General features: G+C 69.3%; 19 protein-coding genes and 4 pseudogenes. 7 read left to right on the top strand and 16 right to left on the bottom strand.

The features are described 5' to 3' along the window. Positions 1 to 6: 6 nt before the first annotated feature. From nuoN to BTZ20_RS13640, 15 genes and pseudogenes are all read right to left on the bottom strand, one after another. Entirely contained in the window at positions 7 to 1,629 is a 1,623-nt protein-coding gene (gene nuoN, locus BTZ20_RS13710) for an NADH-quinone oxidoreductase subunit NuoN (protein ID WP_077041749.1), read from the bottom strand. Then, a complete protein-coding gene (locus BTZ20_RS13705; protein ID WP_077041748.1) occupies positions 1,626 to 3,260 on the bottom strand; it encodes an NADH-quinone oxidoreductase subunit M in 1,635 nt (544 codons plus the stop codon). Before BTZ20_RS13705 ends, nuoN begins: the two co-directional genes overlap by 4 nt. Next, on the bottom strand, positions 3,257 to 5,134 hold the full coding sequence (gene nuoL, locus BTZ20_RS13700; protein WP_077041747.1) for an NADH-quinone oxidoreductase subunit L: 1,878 nt from the start codon (positions 5,132 to 5,134) through the stop codon (positions 3,257 to 3,259). The genes BTZ20_RS13705 and nuoL overlap by 4 nt, the downstream gene beginning before the upstream one ends. Positions 5,135 to 5,146: 12 nt before the next feature. Continuing rightward, positions 5,147 to 5,446, bottom strand: a complete 300-nt coding sequence (nuoK, locus tag BTZ20_RS13695; RefSeq protein WP_077041746.1) for an NADH-quinone oxidoreductase subunit NuoK — start codon at positions 5,444 to 5,446, stop codon at positions 5,147 to 5,149. After that, positions 5,443 to 6,254: pseudogene (locus tag BTZ20_RS13690) on the bottom strand (NADH-quinone oxidoreductase subunit J). Before BTZ20_RS13690 ends, nuoK begins: the two are co-directional and overlap by 4 nt. After that, entirely contained in the window at positions 6,251 to 6,862 is a 612-nt protein-coding gene (gene nuoI, locus BTZ20_RS13685) for an NADH-quinone oxidoreductase subunit NuoI (protein ID WP_083742671.1), read from the bottom strand. The pseudogene BTZ20_RS13690 and the gene nuoI overlap by 4 nt, the downstream one beginning before the upstream one ends. Next, positions 6,855 to 8,189: an NADH-quinone oxidoreductase subunit NuoH gene (gene nuoH, locus BTZ20_RS13680; RefSeq protein ID WP_077041745.1), complete on the bottom strand. Its 1,335-nt coding sequence runs from the start codon at positions 8,187 to 8,189 to the stop codon at positions 6,855 to 6,857. Before nuoH ends, nuoI begins: the two co-directional genes overlap by 8 nt. Beyond that, complete coding sequence (locus tag BTZ20_RS13675) at positions 8,189 to 10,594, bottom strand: NADH-quinone oxidoreductase subunit G (protein WP_077041744.1); 2,406 nt, start codon at positions 10,592 to 10,594, stop codon at positions 8,189 to 8,191. Before BTZ20_RS13675 ends, nuoH begins: the two co-directional genes overlap by 1 nt. After that, positions 10,594 to 11,945, bottom strand: a pseudogene (gene nuoF / locus BTZ20_RS29480) (NADH-quinone oxidoreductase subunit NuoF). The gene BTZ20_RS13675 and the pseudogene nuoF overlap by 1 nt, the downstream one beginning before the upstream one ends. Positions 11,946 to 11,999: 54 nt before the next feature. Then, positions 12,000 to 12,806, bottom strand: a pseudogene (gene nuoE / locus BTZ20_RS29475) (NADH-quinone oxidoreductase subunit NuoE); the annotation flags it as partial. Continuing rightward, positions 12,806 to 14,137 (bottom strand): NADH dehydrogenase (quinone) subunit D, encoded by a 1,332-nt coding sequence (nuoD, locus tag BTZ20_RS13660; RefSeq protein ID WP_077041743.1) that lies wholly within the window; start codon positions 14,135 to 14,137, stop codon positions 12,806 to 12,808. The pseudogene nuoE and the gene nuoD, both read right to left, overlap by 1 nt. Next, complete coding sequence (locus BTZ20_RS13655) at positions 14,137 to 14,856, bottom strand: NADH-quinone oxidoreductase subunit C (protein ID WP_077043698.1); 720 nt, start codon at positions 14,854 to 14,856, stop codon at positions 14,137 to 14,139. Before BTZ20_RS13655 ends, nuoD begins: the two co-directional genes overlap by 1 nt. Positions 14,857 to 14,929: 73 nt before the next feature. Continuing rightward, positions 14,930 to 15,457, bottom strand: a pseudogene (locus tag BTZ20_RS13650) (NuoB/complex I 20 kDa subunit family protein); the annotation flags it as partial. A gap of 63 nt (positions 15,458 to 15,520) precedes the next feature. Next, complete coding sequence (locus BTZ20_RS13645) at positions 15,521 to 15,889, bottom strand: NADH-quinone oxidoreductase subunit A (RefSeq protein WP_077041742.1); 369 nt, start codon at positions 15,887 to 15,889, stop codon at positions 15,521 to 15,523. A gap of 288 nt (positions 15,890 to 16,177) precedes the next feature. Beyond that, a complete protein-coding gene (locus tag BTZ20_RS13640; RefSeq protein ID WP_077041741.1) occupies positions 16,178 to 16,594 on the bottom strand; it encodes a response regulator transcription factor in 417 nt (138 codons plus the stop codon). Positions 16,595 to 16,776: 182 nt separating this feature from the next. Between BTZ20_RS13640 and BTZ20_RS13635 the strand changes: the two genes are divergently transcribed. Genes BTZ20_RS13635 through BTZ20_RS13605 form a run of 7 tightly spaced genes read left to right on the top strand, consistent with a single transcriptional unit; the run spans position 16,777 to position 21,529 of the window. Continuing rightward, positions 16,777 to 17,079: an urease subunit gamma gene (locus BTZ20_RS13635; RefSeq protein WP_077041740.1), complete on the top strand. Its 303-nt coding sequence runs from the start codon at positions 16,777 to 16,779 to the stop codon at positions 17,077 to 17,079. Positions 17,080 to 17,088: 9 nt separating this feature from the next. Next, positions 17,089 to 17,400, top strand: coding sequence for an urease subunit beta (locus tag BTZ20_RS13630; protein WP_077041739.1), 312 nt, complete (start codon positions 17,089 to 17,091; stop codon positions 17,398 to 17,400). After that, positions 17,400 to 19,121, top strand: coding sequence for an urease subunit alpha (locus BTZ20_RS13625; protein WP_027501478.1), 1,722 nt, complete (start codon positions 17,400 to 17,402; stop codon positions 19,119 to 19,121). The genes BTZ20_RS13630 and BTZ20_RS13625 overlap by 1 nt, the downstream gene beginning before the upstream one ends. A 16-nt stretch (positions 19,122 to 19,137) precedes the next feature. Beyond that, positions 19,138 to 19,776 (top strand): urease accessory protein UreF, encoded by a 639-nt coding sequence (locus BTZ20_RS13620; RefSeq protein ID WP_077041738.1) that lies wholly within the window; start codon positions 19,138 to 19,140, stop codon positions 19,774 to 19,776. Positions 19,777 to 19,828: 52 nt separating this feature from the next. Next, positions 19,829 to 20,506 carry an urease accessory protein UreG gene (ureG, locus tag BTZ20_RS13615; RefSeq protein WP_077041737.1) on the top strand — a complete coding sequence of 226 codons (678 nt, stop codon included), beginning with the start codon at positions 19,829 to 19,831 and terminating at the stop codon, positions 20,504 to 20,506. A 4-nt stretch (positions 20,507 to 20,510) separates the two neighbouring features. Further along, a complete protein-coding gene (locus BTZ20_RS13610) occupies positions 20,511 to 21,182 on the top strand; it encodes an urease accessory protein UreD (protein WP_077041736.1) in 672 nt (223 codons plus the stop codon). Next, a complete protein-coding gene (locus tag BTZ20_RS13605; RefSeq protein WP_027501474.1) occupies positions 21,179 to 21,529 on the top strand; it encodes an ArsR/SmtB family transcription factor in 351 nt (116 codons plus the stop codon). Before BTZ20_RS13610 ends, BTZ20_RS13605 begins: the two co-directional genes overlap by 4 nt. Here the strand turns inward: BTZ20_RS13605 and BTZ20_RS13600 are convergent, their stop codons facing one another. Then, positions 21,530 to 22,939: an NAD(P)/FAD-dependent oxidoreductase gene (locus BTZ20_RS13600; protein WP_077041735.1), complete on the bottom strand. Its 1,410-nt coding sequence runs from the start codon at positions 22,937 to 22,939 to the stop codon at positions 21,530 to 21,532. Positions 22,940 to 23,139: the final 200 nt, after the last annotated feature.

Raw genomic sequence — 23,139 nt, 5'->3', positions numbered from 1 at the left:
TTCGCGTCAGGGGAGGAACTGCGCCGCCCTGTCCGCCAGGTCGAGCACCGGCTGCGGCAGGATCCCGAGCATCAGCGTGACGACGGCGCACAGGCAGATCGCGGCTGCGGTCGCGGTGCTGGGCACGACGACCGTCGTCGCCTCGGATTCCGGCGTCGGGTCGGAGAAGTACATCAGCACGATCACCCGCACGTAGAAGAACGCGGCGATCGCGCTGCTGATCACACCGACGATGACGAGGGGTACGGCCCCGCCCTCGGCGGCGGCCCGGAACACCGCGAACTTTCCGACGAACCCACTGGTCAACGGGATTCCGGCGAAGGAGAGCAGGAACAGGGCGAAGACCGCGGCGAACACCGGTGAGCGTCGGCCGAGGCCCGCCCATCCGGCCATCTCCGTAGCTTCCTGGTGCCCGTCCCGGACCAACATCACGCAGGCGAAGGCGCCGAGGGTGCTGAACCCGTAGGCGAGCAGATAGAACATCGTCGCCGAGAGTCCCGCGTCGTTCCCGGCGATCAGGCCGGTGAGGATGAATCCCGTGTGGGCGATCGCCGAGTACGCGAGCATGCGTTTGACGTCGGTCTGGGTGATCGCCAGCACGGCACCGATCAGCATGGTCGCGATGGCGACGGCCCACAGCATCGGACGCCAGTCCGCCCGCAGCTCCGGCAGGGCGACGTAGAAGATGCGCAGCATGGCGCCGAACGCGGCGACCTTGACGGCCGCCGCCATGAAGGCGGTGATCGGGGTGGGGGCGCCCTGGTACACATCGGGCACCCACGAATGGAACGGCACCGCACCGACTTTGAACAGCAGGCCCACGCTCAGCAGCCCGGCACCGAGCAGCGCCAGCACCGGCCGCAGCTCGCCGCCGTCGGCGATCGCGTCGGCGATGCCCGCGAGCCGCACCGTGCCCGCGTAGCCGTACAACAACGCCACGCCGTAGAGAAAGAACGCCGACGAGAACGCGCCGAGCAGGAAGTACTTCAGCGCTGCCTCCTGGGAGAGCAGGCGCCGGCGCCTGGCGAGTCCGCAGAGCAGGTACAGGGGCAGCGACAGCACCTCGAGCGCGACGAACATGGTGAGCAGGTCACCCGCCGCGGGGAACAGCAGCATCCCGCCGACCGCGAAGAGCGTCAGCGGGAACACCTCCGTCTGCATCACTCCCGCCCTGGTCGCCTCCAGCTCGTCGACGCTGCCGGGCACCGCGGCCGCCTGCGGGGCGAAGGCGTCGATGCCGTCCGCCGGACTCGGGACCGAGGCGCCCGCCGTCCGCCGCGCCCCGCCCTCGGCCCGCAGACCGCTGCGTTCGGCGATCAGCAACACCGCGAGGATCGAGACCAGCAGGATCGTGCCCTGTAGGAAAAGGGTGGGGCCGTCGACGACGACCGCGCCCATGACGGCGGTGCCGTGATCTCCCCGCAGCAGCACGACCGCGACGAACGCCGCGCCGAGGCCGCCGAGACTGAGCACCAGGTGGCTGGTGAGGCGGCCCCGGGTGGGCGCGAACGCCTCGACGATCACCGCCACGACCGCCACCCCGAACACGATCAACATCGGCGCGAGCCTGCCGTACTCGATGTCCGGCGCGGGCAGCGCCGCCTGGGCGAGGGCTTCGTGGGACCTCATCGGGGCGCACCTCCGTGGTTGTCCTGATCGGCGACGAGGCCGGTGAGGGCCGGGTCGGTCGGTGCGGGATCGTGCTGACCGATCGTGGTCATGATCTGACTGACCGCGGGGTTGACGATGTCGAGGACCGGTTTCGGGTAGAAACCGAGGACGAGGAGCAGCGCGATCAGCGGGGCCACCACCGCGAGTTCGCGGGGCACCAGGTCGCGGATGCGCTTGTTGTCCTCGGTCACCGGACCGGTCATCAGGCGTTGATACAGCCACAGCACGTAGATCGCCGCGAGAACCAGCGCGCTGGTCGCGATCAGCGCGGCGGCCGGGTAGCGGGTGAAAGTGCCCACCAGGACCAGGAACTCGCTCACGAACGGCGCGAGCCCGGGCAGGGACAGGGTCGCGAGGCCCGCGACCAGGAAGGTGCCTGCCATCACCGGGGCGACCTTCTGCACGCCGCCGTACGCGGCGATGGCCCTTGTGCCGCGGCGGGAGACCAGGAATCCCGCCACCAGGAACAAGGCAGCGGTCGAGATGCCGTGGTTGACCATGTAGAGCGTCGAGCCGGCCTGCCCCTGACTGGTCATCGCGAAGATGCCGAGAATGATGAACCCGAAGTGCGAGATCGAGGTGTAGGCGATCAGCCGCATCACGTCGGTCTGACCGATCGCCAACAACGCGCCGTACACGATGCCGATCACCGCCAGCGTGACGATCAGCGGCGCGAAGTACGCGGACGACTCGGGGAAGAGTTGCAGGCAGTAGCGGAGCATCGCGAAGGTGCCGACCTTGTCGACGACGGCCATCATGAGCACCGCGGTGGCCGGGGTCGCGGCGGTGGCCGCGCCCGGCAGCCAGGTGTGGAAGGGCCACAGCGGCGCCTTCACCGCGAAGGCGAACATGAAGCCGAGGAACAGCGCGTTGAGGACGCCCGGATCGACGCCGAGCCCGCCCGTGGAGGCGGCTGCGACGATGTCGCGGAAGTCGAAGGTCCCACCCGGCAGCGGGCTGCCCTCCCGCACCGTCACCACATACAAGCCGATCACCGCGGCCAGCATGATCAGGCCGCCGAAGAGGTTGTACAGCAGGAACTTCACCGCCGCGCGGGACCGGTGCACGCTGGCCCGTCTGGTCACCGCGGTGGCATCGGTACCGCCGAATCCGCCGATGAGGAAGTACATCGGGAGCAGCATCGCCTCGAAGAACACGTAGAACAGCAGGATGTCGAGGGCGGTGAACGACACCAGCACCATCGATTCGACCACCAGGATGAGCGCCACGTAGAAGTGGATCCTGCGCCTGCCGATCGGCTCCGGCTCGGGGACGTCGTTCCAACCGGCGAGCAGCAGCAGCGGTACCAGCACGGTCGTCAGCAGCACCATCACCAGCGCGATGCCGTCCACCCCGAGGGTGTACCGGGTGCCGAAAGCCGGGATCCAGGCGTGTGACTCGACGTACTGGTATTGGGCGCCCGCCGGATCGAAACCGACCGCCACGGACACGGCCAGCGCGAGCACCACGAGTGCGGTGCCGAGCCCGACGGACCGGGCGAGCCGGTGCTTGTCCACCGGCAGCGCCAGGACGGCGGTGGCGCCGACGAGCGGCGCCACCCAGATCGCGGTCAACCAGGGCAGGCTCATCGCAGACCCACCAGCACCATCGTCGCGGCCACCGCGCCCGCGCCAGCGAACATGTACAGGGCGTAGGTCCGGACGAAGCCGGTCTGCAGCCTCCGGATCCGCGCCGAGGCGCCGCCGATCGCCGCGGTCAACCCGCTCACCGCGCCGTCGATGCCCCTGCCGTCGAAATAGCCGAGCCACCGCGTCAGATGTTGGCCAGGACGCATGAACACCGCCTCGTTGACTGCGTCGCCGTACAGATCCCTGCGGGCCGCGACGGTGAGTGGGGAGACCGCGGCCGGCGCGACCTCGGGGATCTTCTGCCCCGCGTACTGCCGATAGGCCACCGCGACACCGGCGAGCACCACGACAAGGGTGGTCACGGTGATCACCCACACGGGGACGGCGAGATCGGGATGGTGGGCGCCGACCACCTGTTCGAGCCAATGCTGGAGCGCCCCACCGAAGGCCAGGATCGCGCCGGAGGTGACCGAACCGATCGCGATGAGGATCATCGGCCACGTCATCACGCGCGGCGACTCGTGTGGATGGGGCGCATCGTCCGTTCGCCATCGGGGCGTACCGAAGAACGTCAGCAGCATCACCCGCGTCATGTAGAAGGCGGTGATGCCAGCCCCGAGCAGGGCGGCGGTGCCGAGGACGATGCCCTCGGTGCCGCCCGCGCCGAACGCCGCCTCGATGATCTTGTCCTTCGAGAAGTAGCCGGAGAACGGGGGGATGCCGAGGATCGCCAGATAGCCGAGCCCGAATGTGACGAAGGTGATCGGCATGAACGCCCGCAATCCGCCGTACCGGCGCATGTCGGTCTCGTCGTTCATGCCGTGCATCACCGACCCGGCGCCGAGGAACAGTCCTGCCTTGAAGAAGCCGTGGGTGAGCAGGTGCATGATCGCGAACGCGTACCCCGCGGGGCCGAGGCCGGCGGCGAGCACCATGTAGCCGATCTGGCTCATCGTCGACGCCGCCAGCGCCTTCTTGATGTCGTCCTTGGCGCAGCCGATGATCGCGCCGAACAGGAGGGTGACCGCGCCGACCACCACGACGGCGAGCTGCGCGCCCGGCGCGAGGTCGAAGATGACATTGGATCGGACGATGAGATAGACGCCCGCGGTGACCATGGTGGCGGCGTGGATCAGCGCCGACACCGGGGTCGGGCCCTCCATCGCGTCGCCGAGCCAGGACTGCAGCGGAACCTGGGCCGACTTGCCGCACGCCGCGAGCAGCAGCGCCAATCCGATTGCCGTGACCACCGATTCGCTCGCCCCGTCGGCTGCGGCGAAGACGCCGGCGAAGTTGATCGACCCGAACGTCGCGAACATCATCATGATCGCGACGACCAGGCCCATGTCACCGACGCGGTTGACCACGAAGGCCTTCTTCGCCGCGGTCGCCGCCGACGGCTTGAACTGCCAGAAGCCGATCAGCAGGTAGGAGGCGAGGCCGACGCCCTCCCATCCGACATACAGACCGAGGTAGTTGTCGGCGAGCACCAGGAGCAGCATCGCAGCCAGGAACAGGTTGAGGTAGGCGAAGAAACGGCGCTTGGCCACATCGTCTTTCATGTAGCCGACCGAATAGATGTGGATCAGCGAGCCCACCCCTGTGATGAGCAGGACAAAGCAGATCGACAGCTGGTCCAGCAGGAGCCCGAAGTCCACCTGCAGGCCCGCAGCAGGTAGCCAGCTGAAGAGGTCCTCGGAGACGGCGCGATCGGCGGTGTCGCGGCCCAGCATCTGGGCGAAGAACACGACACCGACCGCGAACGACGCCAACGCCATCGCGCAGGCGAACAGATGGCCCCACCTGTCGGTTCGCCTGCCGCCGAGCAGCAGCACCGTGGCGCCGAGCAGCGGCAGGGCGGGCAGCAGCCAGATCCCCCGGTCACGTCAGTACCTCAGTAGGTTCGCGCCGTCGACCGAGGCCGAACGTCGGGTGCGGAAGATGGTCATGATGATCGCCAGGCCGACAACGACTTCGGCGGCGGCGACCACCATGGTGAAGAACGCGAAGACCTGGCCGTCGAGGTTGTCGTGCATCCGCGCGAACGTCACGAACGCCAGATTGCTCGCGTTGAGCATCAGTTCGATGCACATGAACACGACGATGGCGTTGCGGCGGACGAGGACGCCTGCTGCACCGATGGTGAACAGCAGGGCGGACAGGTACAGGTAGTTCTCGGGGTTCACCGCGTGCCCTCCTCTCCTGGTGTCTCCGATTCGGGTGCCGAGATGTCTCGCTGCTGGAGAATGCGGCTGACCGACGACGGGGCGAACGACCCGTCCGGTAGCAGTGCGGGCATGTCGACCGCGTTGCTGCGGGCGTAGACGCCGGGACTCGGCAACGGGGTCACCCGATCGCCGCCCGTGGCCCCTCGCTCCAGCGGCGAACCCGGTCACGCGAGAGTTCCCGCTGGTCCGCGCGCGGCCACAACCGCTCGCGGTGTGCCAGCACCATGGCGCCGATGGTCGCGGTGATCAGTAGCGCGCCGGTCAGTTCGAACGCCCACACATAGCGGATGAAGATGAGTTCCGCGAGGGCCTCGACGTTGCCCGCAGGTAGCTCGCTCGTCTCGGCGACGCCTCCGCCCACGTAGACGGACGCGGTGCCGATGGCCGCGATCAGCAGCACCCCGAATCCGAGCCCCGCCGCGATCGCGGCGATCCGTTGGCCGCGAAGCGTTTCCACCAGCGAGTCGGAGGAGTCGACGCCGATGAGCATGAGGACGAACAGGAACAGCATCATCACCGCGCCGGTGTAGACGACGACCTGCACGACCCCGAGGAAGAGCGCGTCCTGGGCGATGTAGAACACCGCGAGAATGATCATGGTCAGCGCCAGGAAGATGGCCGAATAGACGGCCTTGGTGGCGCACACGACGCCAAGGGCGCCGATCACGGCCACCACGGCGAGGACCCAGAACTGGACCGCCTCGCCCGTGGACGTGCGTTCGAGGGGCTCGGCGGCGAGTAGCGCCGCGGCGGCGACCGCGTTCACGCTTGCGACCCGTCTTCGGAGTTCGTTTCGTCTTGGCGCTCCGCGGGCTCCGCGCCTGTGCTGTCTTGGCGCTCCGCGGGCTCCGCGCCTGTGCCCTCCGCGTCCGGCCCCACGGTGCCGAGGTAGTAGTCCTTGTCCGTGCTCCCCGGCTGCATCGGGTGTGGCGGCGGGGTCATGCCCGGCTCGAGCGGCGCAAGCAGGCGATCCTTCTCGTAGATCAATCCGGCCCGGTTGTCGTCGACCATCTCGTAGTCGTCGGTCATGGTCAGCGCCCGGGTCGGGCACGCCTCGATGCACAGTCCGCATCCGATGCACCGCAGGTAGTTGATCTGGTACACGCGGCCGTATCGCTCACCGGGCGAATAGCGTTCGGCCTCGGTGTTGTCCGCGCCCTCCACATAGATGGCGTCGGCGGGGCAGGCCCAGGCGCACAGCTCGCACCCGATGCACTTCTCCAGCCCGTCCGGGTACCGGTTGAGCTGATGCCTGCCGTGGAAGCCGGGGGCGGTCGGCGTTTTCTCCTCCGGATAGAACTCGGTGTTGGGCTTCGCGAACATCGTTCGGAAGGTCACGCCGAATCCCGATAGGGGACCTAGGAACTCAACCATCGTCGCCCTCCTTGGTGGTGGCGCCCGTGGATACCGGGGTGCGGCGGAACGCGGGCAATCTCTGGCCGGGTAGCGGCGGAACCGGGAAACCACCCGCCATGGGGTCGAACGGCTCCTCGACAGCGGGTGCGATCGGGCCCCCGGTCACCGCCGGCGCGGGCGCTACCGCGGGCTTCGGTGCGGACCGGAGCCGTCGCCACACCAGTCCGAGCGCGACCAGCGCCACGACGGTCCCCGCGCCGAAGAGAAAGACCTGCAGGGAGCCGTACCCCTCGTTCCGCAGGGTCCGCATCGCGGCGACCACGACGACCCAGACCAGTGCGGCGGGGATCAGGATCTTCCAGCCGAGGTTCATGAACTGGTCGTAACGCAGCCGGGGCAGCGTCCCGCGCAACCAGATGAACACGAACAGGAAGCCCCAGACCTTGGCCGTGAACCACAGCACGGGAAGCCATCCGGTATTCGCGCCGTCCCACATGTTCAGTGGCCACGGTGCGTGCCAGCCGCCGAGGAACAGCGTGGTCGCGAGTGCCGAGACGGTCGCCATGTTGATGTACTCGGCGAGCATGAACATCGCGAAGCGGAGCGAGGAGTACTCGGTGTGGAAGCCGCCGACCAGCTCGCCCTCGGCCTCGGGGAGATCGAACGGCGCTCGGTTGGTCTCGCCGACCATCGAGGTGGCGTAGATGAGGAACGAGGGCAGGAGCAGGAAGACGTACCAGGTGCCTTCCTGCGCGGCGACGATGCCCGAGGTGGCCATGGTGCCCGCCCACAGGAAGACCGCGGCGAACGCCAATCCCATCGCGACCTCGTACGAGATCACCTGTGCCGTCGAGCGCAACCCGCCCAGCAGCGGATAGGTCGAGCCCGACGCCCACCCGGCGAGCACGATGCCGTACACACCGACCGAGGTGACCGCGAGTATGTACAGGACGGCGACCGGCAGATCGGTGAGTTGCAGCGGAGTCTGGTGGCCGAGGATCGACACCTCGGGACCGAACGGGATGACGGCGAACGCCATGAAGGCCGGTACCACCGCGATGATCGGTGCGAGCAGGTAGACCGGTCTGTCGACGCCGCTCGGGACGATGCCCTCCTTGAGCGCCAGCTTGATGCCGTCGGCCAGGCTCTGCAGCGTTCCCTTCGGACCGACCCGGTTGGGCCCCACCCGCATCTGCATCCAGGCAAGCACCTTGCGTTCGACGAGGATGGCCAGCAGCGGGGTCAGGACGAGGAAGACGAAGACCGCCAGGGCCTTGCCGAGGACGAGCCACAACGGATCGTGGCCGAACGCCGACAGATCTGTATAGCTGCTCCCTGTGTCCATCACCGCTCCGTTCCGGTTGTCGCGGATTGGATGCGGACGAGGCCGCCGGGGAGGGTGGCGAGCTCACGGAACACCGCGGACCCGGGGGAGTTCAGCGGCAGCCACACCACCCGGTTCGGCACGTCCGTGATGGCCAACGGCAGGGTGATCGATCCCCGCTCGGTGCTGACGGTCACCGGATCCCCTTCGGCGGAGCCGATCTCGGCGGCAGTGGCGGCGGACAGACGCAGCACCGGGGTCCGCGCGGTCCCCGCGAGGTGCGGCTCCCCGTCCTGCATGCGGCCGGAGTCCAGCAGCATTCGCCAACCCGCCAGGACCGCCTCGCCCGGGCCCGGAGGCGTCGGCTCGGCGGGTGCGAGGTCCGGCGCGGCGGGCGCCGCCCCGTCCCACGGGCCGAGCCGCGCGAGCTCGGCGCGCGCTGCCGCGGCGTCCGGAAGCCCGAGCGGCGTGCCCATCCGGTCGGCGATGGCGTCCAGCACCCGCTGATCGGGCATGGCGCCGATGCCTGGAAGGGCCGCGTCGAAGGCACGTGGGCGCCCCTCCCAGTTGAGGAAGGTGCCGGGCTTCTCCGCCACCGGGGCGATGGGGAGGACCACATCGGCGCGCTCGGTGACCTCGCTGTGGCGCAGCTCCAGGCTGACCACGAAACCGGCCGCCTCGATGGCGGCCAGGGCGGCCCGCGGGTCGGCCATGTCGCCCGGCTCTACGCCGCCGACCACCAGCGCCCCGAGCCGGCCGTCGCGCGCGGCGGCGAGGATGTCCGCGGAATCCCGGCCCCGCATCGCAGGCAGATCCGTGAGGCCCCACACCTGTGCCACCTGCCTGCGGGCGGCATCATCGGCGACCGGCCTGCCGCCGGGCAGCAGCTGAGGGAGGGCGCCCGCCTCCAGGGCGCCCCTGTCGCCTGCCCGGCGGGGTACCCACACCAGCCGGGCCCCGGTCTGATCGGCGAGCCGGATCGCGGCGGACAGCGCGCCAGGGATGGCCGCGAGGCGTTCGCCGACCATGATCACGGCGCCCGCCGCTCGCAACTGCTCCGACCCCCACAGCGAGTCGAGCGCCGCCGCCTCGCCGCCAGGCACCGTCTGCAGCAGCCGGCCCGACATCTTCGCCAGACCGCGGCTGGCGTACGGCGCGATCGACAGCACCACGAGCGAGCCCCGTCGCGCGGCCTTCCGCAGTCGCAGATAGACGATCGGTGACTCCTCCTCGGGCTCGAACCCGACGAGCAGTACGGTCGGCGCGTTCTCGAGGTCCTGATAGGTGACGGTCACCCGATGACGGGCGGCCAGGAAGTCGGCCTCCTCCGAGGAGTGTGGCCGGATGCGGAAGTCGATGTCGTTGGTGCCGAGCACCACCCGCGCGAACTTCGCGTAGGCGTAGGCATCCTCCAGGGTGGACCGGCCGCCGACCAGGACTCCGGCACCCCCTACTGCGGAACTCAAACCGCGCGCCGCCGCCGCCAATGCCTCCGGCCAGGAGGCGGGCACCAGCGTGCCGTCCTCGGCGCGGACCATCGGTGTGGTGATGCGATCGGGGGCGGTGGCATAGGTGAACGCCCACCTGCCCTTGTCGCAGTTCCATTCCTCGTTGACCTCCGGGTCGTCGCCCGCCATCCGGCGTAACACGGTGCCGCGGCGGTGATCGGTGCGGAGGTCACAACCGCTGGCGCAGTGTTCACAGGCGCTCGGGCTGGACACCAGGTCGAACGGCCGGGCGCGGAACCGGTAGGCGGCACCGGTCAGCGCGCCGACCGGGCAGATCTGCACAGTGTTGCCCGAGAAGTAGGACTCGAACGGTTCCTTGGCGTAGATGCCGACCTGCTGAAGCGCGCCGCGCTCCAACAACTCGATGAACGGGTCGCCCGCGATCTGCTGGGAGAAGCGGGTGCACCGGGCGCACAGCACACACCGCTCCCGGTCGAGCAGGACCTCGGAGGACAGCGGAATCGGTTTGGGGAAGGTGCGTTTGACCCCGCCGAACCGTGATTCGGTCCGGCCGTTGGACATCGCCTGGTTCTGCAGCGGGCATTCGCCGCCCTTGTCGCAGACCGGGCAGTCGAGCGGATGATTGATCAGCAACAGTTCCATCACGCCCCGCTGCGCCTTGTCCGCGACGGGCGAGGTGAGCTGGGTGTGGACCGCCATGCCGTCCGTGACGGTCGTGGTGCACGACGCGAGCGGCTTGCGCTGGCCCTCGACGTCGACCAGACACTGGCGGCAGGCGCCGACCGGGTCGAGTAGCGGATGGTCGCAGAACCGGGGGATCTGGATGCCGATCATCTCCGCGGCGCGGATCACAAGAGTTCCCTTGGGAACCGCGATCGGGACGCCGTCGATGGTGGCCGACACGAGCTCCTCGGGGATGGGCAGATCCGTCGCGTCGCTGTTCGTGTTCACCGTCATCAGATGTGTCCTCTCGGATCGAGAGTGGACCGGTCCGGATCGAACGGGCACCGGCCGAGCTCGAAATGCGCCAGGTACTCGTCACGAAAGTGCTTGATGGAGGAGATGATCGGGCTGGCCGCGCCGTCGCCGAGGGCGCAGAAGGACTTCCCGAGGATGCTGTCGGAGATGTCGAGCAGCTTCTCCAGGTCCGCCTCGGTGCCGTCGCCCGCCTCCAGGCGCTCGAGGATCTGGACCAGCCAGTAGGTGCCCTCGCGGCAGGGGTGCACTTGCCGCAGGACTCGTGCTCGTAGAACTCGGTCCAGCGCAGCACCGCTCGGACCACGCAGGTGGTCTCGTCGAAGATCTGCAATGCCTTGGTGCCGAGCATCGAGCCGGCCGCCGCGACGTGTTCGTAGTCCAGCGGGACGTCGAGATGATCGGCGGTGAAGAGGGGGGTCGACGATCCGCCAGGGGTCCAGAACTTGAGCGAATGTCCGGCCCGCACGCCGCCCGAGTACTCGAGTAGCTCGCGGAGGGTGATGCCAAGTGGCGCCTCGTACTGCCCGGGCCGGGCGACGTGGCCGGAGAGCGAGTACAGGGTGAAGCCGGGCGATTCCATGCTGCCCATGGAGCGGAACCACTGCGGCCCGCGCAGGATGATCGGCGGGACGCTGGCGATCGATTCGACGTTGTTGACCACGGTCGGGCTCGCGTACAGGCCGGCCACCGCCGGGAACGGTGGGCGCAGTCGGGGTTGTCCGCGGCGGCCCTCGAGCGAATCGAGCAGCGCTGTCTCCTCGCCGCAGATGTAGGCCCCCGCGCCCGCGTGCACCACCAGCTCCAGGTCGTAACCGGAGCCGAGGATGTCCCGGCCGAGATACCCCGCCTCGTACGCCTCGGCAACCGCGGCCTGCAGACGACGCAGCACCGGCACGACCTCGCCCCGCAGGTAGATGAAGGCGCGGCTCGAGCGGATGGCGTACGCCGCGATGATCACGCCCTCGACCAGCGCGTGCGGCGTTGCCAGGATGAGCGGCATGTCCTTGCAGGTGCCGGGCTCGGACTCGTCCGCGTTCACCACCAGGAAGTGCGGCTTGGCCGCTGGCCCGCCCGTCTCCTGGCTTTGCGGAATGAACCCCCACTTGGTGCCGGTGGGGAATCCGGCACCCCCGCGTCCGCGCAGACCGGAGTCCTTCACGGTCCCGATCACCTGATCGGGATCCATGCGCAGGGCCTTGTCCAGCGCCCGGTAGCCGTCGTTCCTGCGGTAGGTCTCCAGCGTCCAGGATCTGGGGTCGTCCCAGTACCGGCTCAGGACGGGGGACAACGAGGTGGGCGAGGCGGAGGGCTCCGGCGCCGCGCCGGCCAGCGGCTGGTCCGTCTCGTCGGGGGAGGCGGCGGGCTCGGGCGGAGGAGCGGCGACGGGCGCCTCCATGCCCAGTTCGCGGGCGATTCGCAGGCCGACCAGGGTGGGATCACCCGCGCCGCCGCCCGCCTCGAGCGCGCCGGGCCGGTTATCCGGGAACCCGGCGAGGATCCGGGCGGTCTCCCGGAAGGTGCACAGCGGGGCGCCCCTGGTCGGGGTGACCTCGTCGCCTGCCGCGAGGCCGTCGACCAGCTCCCTGGCCGAATCAGGGGTCTGGTTGTCGAAGAACTCCCAGTTGACCATCACGACCGGGGCGAAGTCGCACGCCGCGTTGCACTCGATGCGTTCGAGCGTGATCTTGCCGTCGGCGGTGGTGTCGCCGTTGCCGACGCCGAGATGCTCCTCGAGGGTGGCGGCGATCGCATCGCCACCCATCACCGCGCAGAGCGTGTTGGTGCAGACCCCGACGTGGAAGTCGCCGGTCGGATTGCGGCGGTACATGGAGTAGAACGTCGCCACCGCGGTGACCTCGGCCCCTGTGAGGCCCAGTCGCGTTGCGCAGAACTCGATTCCGGCGGGGGTGAGGTAGCCGTCCTCGGCCTGGACGAGATGCAGCAGTGGCAACAGCGCCGAGCGCGCCTCAGGGGCCGCGCTCGTCTCGCCGTAGCGCGCGATGATCTCCGCCGCATCCGCCGCCAACCGGGCGTGGACGTCGGGCGGGTAGTCCGCGCGGGCACCGGGGCGGACCAGCTGACCCTTCTCGTCAGGACGCGGCCCGAGCTCGAGGAAGATCGGTCCGGTGGCACCGGGTGGCCCGCTCACGGACACGTTGGTCGCGCGCTCGTCGCCTCGTCCCTGCAACATCAGCGATCAGCTCCGCCCATGACCGGATCGATGCTGGCGACCGAGGCGATGACGTCGGACACCATCCCGCCCTCGCACATGGCCGCCACTGCTTGGAGATTGGTGAACGAGGGGTCCCGGTAGTGGACCCGGAACGGGCGGGTGCCGCCGTCGCTGACCATGTGCACGCCCAGCTCGCCTCGGGGCGACTCGACCGCCGTGTAAACCTGCCCCGGCGGTACCCGGAGCCCCTCGGTGACGAGCTTGAAGTGGTGGATCAGCGATTCCATGGAGGTCCCCATGATCTTGCCGATGTGCTCAGGGGAGTTCCCGAGTCCGTCGCTGCCGAGGGCGAGATCGGCCGGCCAGGCGATCTTCTCGTCCTCGACCATGACGGGGCCGGGCCGCAGTCGGTCGAGACACTGTTCGACGATCTTCAACGACTCCGCCATCTCGTCGACCCGGATCCGGTAGCGCCCGTAGCAGTCGCTGCCGGTATCGGTGATGACGTCGAACTCGTAGTCCTCGTAGCCGCAGTAAGGCGCGCTCCTGCGCAGGTCGTGTGGCAGGCCTGTGGCCCGCAACACCGGACCGGTGATGCCGAGTGCCATGCAGCCGGTCAGATCGAGATAGCCGATCCCCACGGTGCGGGCCTTCCAGATCGCGTTGTCGCTGAGCAGCAACTCGATGTCCCGCAGTCGCTTCGGCATGATCGCGAGCAGTTCACGAACCTTCCGGTCCGCGCCGGGCGGAAGGTCCCGGACGAGGCCGCCGGGACGGATGTATGCGTGGTTCATCCGCAGGCCGGTGATCACCTCGAAGACATCGAGGATCAACTCGCGCTCGCGGAACCCGAAGAGCATCGGGGTGATCGCGCCCAGCTCCATCCCGCCGGTGGCCAGCGCCACCAGATGGGAGGAGATCCGGTTGAGCTCCATCAGCATCACCCGGATGACGTTGGCCCGCTCCGGGACCTGGTCGGTGATGTCGAGGAGCCTCTCCACCCCGAGGCAATACGCGGTCTCGTTGAAGAACGGTGACAGGTAGTCCATCCGGGTGACGAAGGTGACACCCTGCATCCAGTTCCGGTACTCGAGGTTCTTCTCGATCCCGGTGTGCAGGTAGCCGATTCCGCAGCGCGCCTCGGTGACCGTCTCGCCCTCGATCTCGAGGATGAGGCGGAGGACCCCGTGCGTGGACGGGTGCTGCGGGCCCATGTTGACGACGATGCGTTCGGCGCCGGCAGGAGCGGAGCCTGCGGAGCGACCAGTGGTCGCTGTTCCGGCGGTGGAGGAGACGACCTCGTCCCAGTCCTGTCCCGTGACGGTGAGGTTCTGTTCGGTCTCGTTCATCAGTTGTACGCCCTCCGCTCGTCCGGCGGCGGCACCTGCGCGCCCTTGTACTCGACGGGGATACCGCCGAGCGGGTAGTCCTTGCGCTGCGGGTGGCCCTGCCAGTCGTCGGGCATCTCGATCCGGGTCAGCGACGGATGGCCGTCGAACACGATCCCGAAGAAGTCGTACGTCTCCCGCTCGTGCCAGTCGTTCGTCGGGTACACCCCGTACAGCGACGGAACGTGCGGATCGCCGTCGGGCACCGACACTTCGAGCCTGATGAGGCGGCCGAGGGTGATCGACCGGAGTGGGTAGACCGCGTGCAGTTCCCGGCCGGTGTCCTGCGGATAGTGCACGCCGTTCACGCCGAGGCACAGCTCGAATCGGAGGTCGGGTTCATCGCGCAGGGTCCGCGCGACCAGCGGTAGGTGCTGCCGCCGGACGTGGAAGGTCAGCTCGTCCCGGAAGACGACGACCTTCTCGATCGCCTCCTCGAACGGCGTGCCCGCCTCGGTGAGCGCCGCCTCGAGGGCGTCCGCGACCTCGTCGAAGTAGCCGCCGTACGGGCGAGGCGCGCTGTCGGGCACGGTGACCGGGCGGATCAGCCGGCCGTAGCCGGAGGTGTCGCCGGTGCCGTGCACCCCGAACATGCCCCGGCGCACGCCGATCAGCTCCTCGTCCTCGGGATGTGCCGATGGCACGGCACCCTCCGGGCCCGCGGTCGCCTCCGCGTCGATCCGCCGGGCTCCCTCGTCGCGGTCGTTCTCCTTGTGGCTCACCGGAGCAGACCCCGGGGGTGCCGAGATCGAACGTCGGGGTGGAGGCCAGCGCGGCCTGCTCGGCGGCCCGCACCGCCTCCTCGCGGTTGGCGCCCAACGGCATCTGCTGGATCTTCTCGTGCAGCGTGATGATCGCGTTCAGCAGCATCTCCGGCCGTGGCGGGCACCCGGGCAGGTAGATGTCAACGGGGACGACGTGATCGACGCCCTGCACGATCGCGTAGTTGTTGAACATGCCGCCCGAGGACGCGCACACCCCCATCGCCAGCACCCACTTGGGTTCGACCATCTGGTCGTAGATCTGGCGGAGGACCGGGGCCATCTTCTGGCTGACCCGGCCCGCGACGATCATCAGATCCGCCTGCCGCGGCGAGGCGCGGAACGCCTCCATCCCGAAGCGGGCGAGGTCGTAGCGCCCCGACGTGGTGGCCATCATCTCGATCGCGCAGCAGGCGAGGCCGAAGCTCGCCGGCCAGAGGGAGCCCTTTCGGGCGAACCCCGCCAGCCCCTCGAGCGTGCTCAGCAGGAAGCCGCTCGGCAGTTTCTCCTCGAGACCCATCTCGCTACTCTTCTCGGTTCGGATTTCGTGTGAGATCGATTCCGGCACTACACGAGCGGTCGCTCAGTCCCAGCTCAGGCCGCCCCTGCGCCACTCGTACACGTAGGCAACGGCAACGTTGAAGATGAACAGCGCCATCGCGCCGAAACCGAAGAGGCCGAGTGCGTCGAAGTGCACGGCCCATGGATAGAGGAAGACGATCTCGATGTCGAAGATGATGAAGAGCATCGCCGTCAGGTAGTACTTCACGGGGATGCGCTGGCCGGTGGCCCGACCAGCAGGCTGCTGCATCGGGTCGATGCCGCACTCGTACGCCTCGAGCTTGGCCCGGTTGTACCGCTTCGGGCCGACGATCGAGGCCACGATCACCGAGAAGATCGCGAATCCCGTTGCGATCGCTCCGAGTACGAGGATCGGCACGTAGACGTTCATGCCGGGTGAGCTCCCCTCTGTGCGAGCCTGGCCGCCCGGTTCCGGACGGTCGTTCCAGCACGCGCGCGGGACCGATGCGGCAGTCGATCTCGGACCGACTCGTCGGTCCGAATTGCCAGGCTCGCCCCATGCCACGCTCCCAAGATCCGAAGCACTTCCCGCGCGATCACTCCGGCCGAACGAGCCGCACTATCCCGACTCGGGTCGATGTGAGCTACATCTCACCCTACCGGTCTGGGGAGTTCGCGCTCGGTGGTTCGCGGGCGTGTCCGGCGGCGAACCGCGGAGCTACGCGGCGGCGCGCAGCAGGGTGACGACGGCCTCGGCGAGGCGGATCGGGTCGATCGGCCGCGGTACCGAGGCCTCGGCTCGCGACCAGTTGGCCAGCCAGGCGTCGTCGGGCCTGCCGGTCAGCACCAGGATCGGCGGGCAGTCGCGGATCTCGTCCTTCAACTGCTTGGCGATACCCATCCCGCCGACGGGGGTCGCCTCCCCGTCCAGGACGGCCAGGTCGATGCCGCCCGCGTCCAGGTGCCCGATCACGACGGCTCCGGTCGCCACCTCGACGTACTCCAGCTCCGGCAGATCCGGATCGGGCCGCGTCCCGATCGCGCTGATGACCTGGGCGCGGGTGTTCGCGTTGTCGCTGTACACGAGCACGCGCAACACGACTGGCGGGCTGGTGCGTTCCGTCGCCTCGGTCACAGGCTCGATGCTACTGGCGATCCGCTCCCGCGGGCCGTCGCTGCGTCGAGAGAGGCGTGTTGCCTGCATGTTTCGGTCTTCTTACAGCCGTATCAACCGGCCGGGGAGGATGAGATCGCTCCCGGTCCGCGTGGCACCATTGCCCCTCCGGGCACCCGCCCGGCACATGACAAGGAGGACGGATGCGCCTGTCACCCCATGAGCAGGAACGGCTGCTGCTCAGCTACGCCGCCGAACTCGCAAGGCGTCGCAGGGGCAGGGGTCTGCTCCTCAACCATCCCGAGGCGGTGGCCATCATCACCGACCACCTGCTCGAGGGCGCGCGGGACGGCCGCACCGTCGCCGAGCTGATGGCGTCCGGTCGCGAGGTGCTCGCCCGCGAGGACGTGATGGAGGGCGTGCCCGAGATGCTCGCCGACGTCCAGGTCGAGGCCACCTTCCCGGACGGCACCAAGCTCGTGACCGTCCACCATCCGATCGCGTAGGAGCAGCAGATGATCCCCGGTGAAATCCTCTGCGCCGACGGCGAGATCGAGTTGAATCCCGGCGCGCCACGGACAGAGCTCGAGGTGCTCAACGTCGGCGACCGGCCGATCCAGGTCGGCAGTCACGTGCACTTCCCGCAGGCGAACGCGGCGCTGCGTTTCGACCGCGCGACCGCGCACGGGCTCCGTCTCGACATCCCCGCGGGTACCGCCGTTCGCTTCGAGCCCGGGCTGAGCCAGTGCGTGAGCCTGGTCCCGATCGGTGGCACCCGTGAAGTGCACGGCCTGAACCTGACCGCGCCAGGAAAGCTGGACCGCTGATGACCTCGTTGAGCAGGCCCCGCTATGCCGCCCTCTTCGGACCCACCACCGGCGACCGGATCCGGTTGGCCGACACCGATCTGTTCATCGAGATCACCGAGGACCGCTCCGGCGGTCCGGGGCTGGCGGGCGAGGAAGCCGTCTTCGGCGGTGGCAAGGTGCTCCGCGAATCCATGGGACAGGGGCGCGCGACCCGCGCCGAAGGGGCACCCGACACCGTCATCACCGGGGTGGTGGTCCTCGACCACTGGGGAATCATCAAGGCGGACGTCGGGATCCGGGACGGCCGGATAGTCGCGCTCGGCAAGGCAGGCAACCCGGACACCATGACGGGGGTGCATCCCGACCTGGTCGTCGGACCGTCCACCGAGATCATCGCGGGCAACGGACGGATCCTGACCGCGGGCGCGATCGACTGCCACGTGCACTTCATCTGCCCGCAGATCATGGAGGAAGCGCTCGGTGGCGGGATCACCACCCTGATCGGCGGCGGCACCGGCCCGGCCGAGGGGTCGAAGGCCACCACCGTGACGCCAGGCGCCTGGCACCTGTCGCGGATGCTGGAGGCGCTCGACGGGTGGCCGATGAACATCGCGCTGCTCGGAAAGGGCAACACCGTCAGCGCGGAATCCATGTGGGAGCAGTTGCGCGGCGGCGCATCGGGATTCAAGCTGCACGAGGACTGGGGCTCGACCCCGGCGGCGATCGATGCCTGCCTGTCCGTCGCCGATGCGGCGGGGGTCCAGGTCGCGCTCCACTCGGACACACTGAACGAGGCCGGCTTCGTCGAGGACACCCTCGCGGCCATCGCAGGCCGCGGGATCCACGCTTACCACACCGAGGGGGCGGGCGGCGGGCACGCGCCCGACATCATCACCGTTGCCGCGCAGGGGCACGTGTTGCCCAGTTCGACGAACCCGACCCGCCCGCACACGGTGAACACCCTCGACGAGCACCTGGACATGCTCATGGTGTGCCACCACCTCGACCCGTCCATCCCCGAGGACCTGGCGTTCGCGGAGAGCCGGATCCGGCCGTCGACCATCGCGGCAGAGGACCTGCTGCACGACATGGGCGCCATCTCGATGATCGGCAGCGACGCGCAGGCGATGGGCCGGATCGGTGAGGTGGTGCTGCGCACGTGGCAGTCGGCGCACGTGATGAAGCGCCGGATCGGGGCCCTGCCCGGCGACGGCGCCGCGGACAACAACCGGGCCAGGCGCTACGTGGCCAAGTACACGATCTGCCCGGCGATCGCGCACGGACTTGACGCCGAGATCGGGTCCGTGGAGGTGGGCAAGCTCGCCGACCTGGTGCTCTGGGAGCCCGCGTTCTTCGGGGTCCGTCCGCACGCGGTGATCAAGGGTGGCGCCATCGCCTGGGCCGCGATGGGCGACGCCAACGCCTCGATCCCGACCCCGCAGCCGGTGCTGCCGAGGCCGATGTTCGGCGCCGCCCCGAAGGTTGCCGCCGCGACCTCGGTGCATTTCGTGGCGCCGCAGGCGATCGAGGACGGGCTGGCCGACCGGCTGAACGTGGACCGCAGGTTGGTACCGGTGCTCGATGTGCGCGCGCGGGGCAAGGCGGACATGCCGCTCAACGACGCTCGGCCCCATATCGAGGTGGACCCCGACACATTCACCGTGCGGATCGACGGGCAGGTGTGGCGCGAGCAGCCCGCCACCGAACTGCCGATGGCCCAGCGGTACTTCCTGTTTTGATGGCGGTGCGTACGCGATGACCTCGAGACTGGCGAACCTGCTTGCGCTGGCCGACTCCCGGCTGCCCACAGGAGGGCACGTGCACTCCGGGGGCGTGGAGGAGGCCATCGCCTGCGGGCTGGTGAGGGACCTCGCGACGCTGGACGCCTACCTGCGTAGGCGGATCCGCAGCACCGGGCTGGTCGCCGGGTCGATCGCCGCGGCGGTGTGCGGGGGTGCGCTCGCCCCGGGTCAGGCCGATGCGGAGACCGACGCGCGGACCCCGTCCCCTGCCGGGCGTGCCGCGTCCCGGGCCCAGGGCCGCGGGCTCCTGCGGCTGTCCAAACACGTGTGGCCCGAGCATGACTGGTCGGTTCTCGGTGCCCGCCCGCACCTGGCGGTGGCGTCCGGCGAGGCCGCGCGGGTCTGCGGGATGAGCGACACCGAGGCCGCGATGGTTCTCGTCTACACCACGATGACGGGGTCCGCGATCGCCGCGCAGCGCCTGCTCGCCCTCGACCCTGCGGACGTGGCGGCCTGCACCTTTGCGCTCTCCGAGCTGTGCGACCGGACCGCGGATCTCGCGGCCACCGGTCTCGCCGACCTGTCCGACCCCGTGCTCGACGTGGTCGCGCAGGCGCACCTGGACCGAGAACGCCCCCTGTTCGCCTCGTGAACTCCATGACACCCCGACTGCCCGAGAACCGCACCACCCGAAGGAGATCGACATGCCCCCGCACCTGATCGACGGCGAACCACATCAGCACACGCACGACCGACCCAAGCGGGTACGGGTGCCGGGAGAGCCGCTGCGAGTGGGTATCGGCGGCCCGGTCGGATCCGGCAAGACCGCGCTGGTGGCCGCGCTCTGTCGTGAGCTGCGCGACGAACTCTCGCTCGCGGTGCTCACCAACGACATCTACACCACCGAGGACGCTGACTTCCTGCGCAGGCACGCGGTGCTGCCCGACGAGCGGATCACCGCGGTGCAGACGGGTGGCTGCCCGCACACCGCGATCCGCGACGACATCACCGCGAATCTCGACGCGATCGACGACCTGATCGAGGCGAACCCGCCCCTTGACCTGATCCTGGTCGAGTCCGGCGGCGACAACCTCACCGCCACCTTCTCCTCGGGGCTGATCGACGTGCAGATCTTCGTGGTCGACGTGGCGGGCGGCGACAAGGTGCCGCGCAAGGGCGGCCCGGGCGTGACGTTCTCGGACCTGCTGGTGGTCAACAAGACCGATCTCGCCCCGCTGGTCGGCGCGGACCTGACCGTGATGGAGACCGACGCGGCCCGGGTCCGCGAGGGCAGGCCGACGGCGTTGATCTCGCTGACCGCGGACCCGGCGGCGACCCCCGTGCTGGCCTGGGTGCGCGAGCAGCTGGCCGCGGCGGTCTGATCGGGTGCACACCGCACTGACCATCGTCGCCGAGCGGGGCCGCACCCCGCGGATCCGGGCGAGCGGGGGACTGGCCGCCCGGATCACCGGGCGCGACACCGTGCACCTGATCTCCGCGGCGGCGACACCGCTCGGCGGCGACCACCTCGAGATCGTGCTGCGCGTCGGGCCGGGCGCGAGCCTGACGGTGCGCACCGTCGCCGCGGCGCTCGCGTTGCCAGGGGCCGAAGAGTTGGTCTCGACGGCGCGCTGGGACATTCGGGTGGACAGGGACGCGGAGCTGCTGCTCGACCCCGAGCCCATGGTGGTCGCGGCGGACGCGGACCACCGGACCCACACCCGGCTCGAGCTGACGTCCTCGTCGCGGGTGACGGTGCGCGAGCGCGCACAGATCGGGCGCACCGGGGAGCACGGCGGGCGATGGTCGGGGGCGCTGCACGCGGACCTGGACGGGATGCCGCTGTTGCGGCACCGGCTGGAGCTGGGGGCGGGGACGGTGGGGCACGACCTGCTGGACTCGCCGATGGCGGTCCAGAGCGAGCTGGTGTTCCCCGACGAGCGCGCCGCGGTGGTCGAGAGGTACCCCGCGGGTGGGTCGTGGGTGCGGATGCCCCTTGCGGCGGGCGGCAGCCTCGGGACCCGGCTGGGCCGCGCGTTGGCTACGGTGAACTCATGACCGGTACCCCGCCCGCGTTCGACCCGGAACAGGTCGCGCAGGCCCGCGCCGCCGTCGAGGCGGTGCCGGACCTACCGGAGTGGGTGCGCCGGTTCGAGCTGCTCGGCGACCCCACCCGGCTCAGGATCCTGCTCGGTCTGCACCGTGCCCCCGGCATCTACGTGTCGGATCTCGCGGCGGCGCTGGACATGAGCACCACGGCCGTCTCGCACGCGCTTCGGCTGCTGCGCAACCAGGGCTGGGTCGCGGTGCGCAGGGACGGCAAGAAGATGAGCTACTCGCTGGACGACGAGGTCGTGCACCGGATGCTGCACGACCTCGGCGCCACCCACGCACACAACGGCTAGCTAGACCGCCTTCTCCCGCTCCTCGCCGGTCGAGACCGCCAGCGGATCGCCGATCAGCCCGGCGTCTTTGGCTCGCTCGTAGTCCTGCAACAGGTCGATGGCGTTGCGCGCGAACACCTGCTGTTCCGTCGACGCCATCTGCGCGCGGCCGCGGCCGAGGAAGCTGACGGTCCAGGACAGGATCGTGGAGAACTTGCTGCGGAAGCCGACCAGGTACATCAGGTGGATCACCAGCCAGGCCACCCAGCCGATGAAACCGCTGATCTCCAGCTTCCCGACCTTCGCGACCGCGCTGAAACGGGAGATGGTCGCCATCGAGCCCTTGTCGAAGTACTTGAACGGGTGTCGGGTCTCGGGGGACTCACCGGCGACGGTGGCCTTGATCTGCTTGGCGGCGTACTTGCCGCCCTGCATCGCGACCTGCGCCAGACCTGGCAGGTTGTCGAGCGACATCATGTCGCCGATGACGTAGACGTTGGGGTACCCGGGCAGCGACAGGTCGGGGTTGACGTGGACGCGGCCGGCCCGGTCGATCTCGGCGCCGGACTGCGCAGCGAGCTGCTTGCCGAGCGGGCTGGCCTGCACGCCCGCGGACCACACCTTGCACTGCGAGTCGATGCGGCGCTCGGTGCCGTCCTTTTCCTTGACGACCAGGCCGTCGACGTCGACGTCGGTGACCATCGCGTTGAGCTGGATCTCGACGCCCAGCTTCTCGAGCCGGCCGGCCGCCTTCTCGCTGAGCTTGCCGCCGTAGACAGGGAGCACCGCAGGGGCGCCGTCGAGCAGGATCACCCGGGACTCGCGGGAGTCGATGTTCCTGAAGGCGCCGGTGAGGGTGCGATGGGCCAGCTCCGCGATCTGGCCGGCCAGTTCGACGCCGGTGGGGCCCGCGCCGACCACGACGAAGGTGAGCAGCCGGGCGCGCTCCTCAGGATCCTGGGACAACTCGGCCTGCTCGAAGGCGCCGAGGATGCGGCCGCGCAGTTCGAGTGCGTCGTCGATGGTCTTCATGCCGGGCGCGAACTCGGCGAACTGGTCGTTGCCGAAGTAGGACTGACCGGCGCCCGCGGCGACGATCAGGCTGTCGAACTCGGTGACCGTCTCCCGTTCGAGCAGCCGTGAGGTGACGGTCTTGGCCTCGAGATCGACCTCGAGTACGTCGCCGAGCAGCACCTGGGTGTTCTTCTGCTTGCGCAGGACCAGGCGGGTCGCGGGGGCGATGTCGCCGACCGAGAGGATGCCGGTCGCCACCTGATAGAGCAGCGGCTGGAAGAGGTGGTGGGTGGTGCGAGCGATGAGGGTGACGTCGACGTCGGCGCGTTTGAGTGCCTGCGCACTGAAAAGGCCGCCGAAACCGGAACCGATGACCACGACGCGATGGCGGCGCGATTCCACCGTCTGGATGCTCATTGACGCTCCTCCGCAGATCTTCGATGACGGATCTCACGGTAGTCCCAGGCCCACCTCCCGTCCCGGCAAGTCAGGTCCGCGCCTGCCCGTGTCGCGCCCGCGGCCGGGTGTGGGATCGGTCACTGCGACGACGGCGATCACGGAGACCCGCATGTTGCCGTGAGGAAGTCTTGTGATTGTCTTTACTTTCCATCCCTGCA

Source organism: Rhodococcus sp. MTM3W5.2 (assembly GCF_001984015.1).
In the GTDB taxonomy this organism is placed as follows: Bacteria; Actinomycetota; Actinomycetes; order Mycobacteriales; family Mycobacteriaceae; genus Rhodococcus_G; species Rhodococcus_G oryzae.
The sequence above is the reverse complement of the archived record's forward strand: the minus strand, read 5'-3'. Positions and strand labels throughout refer to the sequence as shown.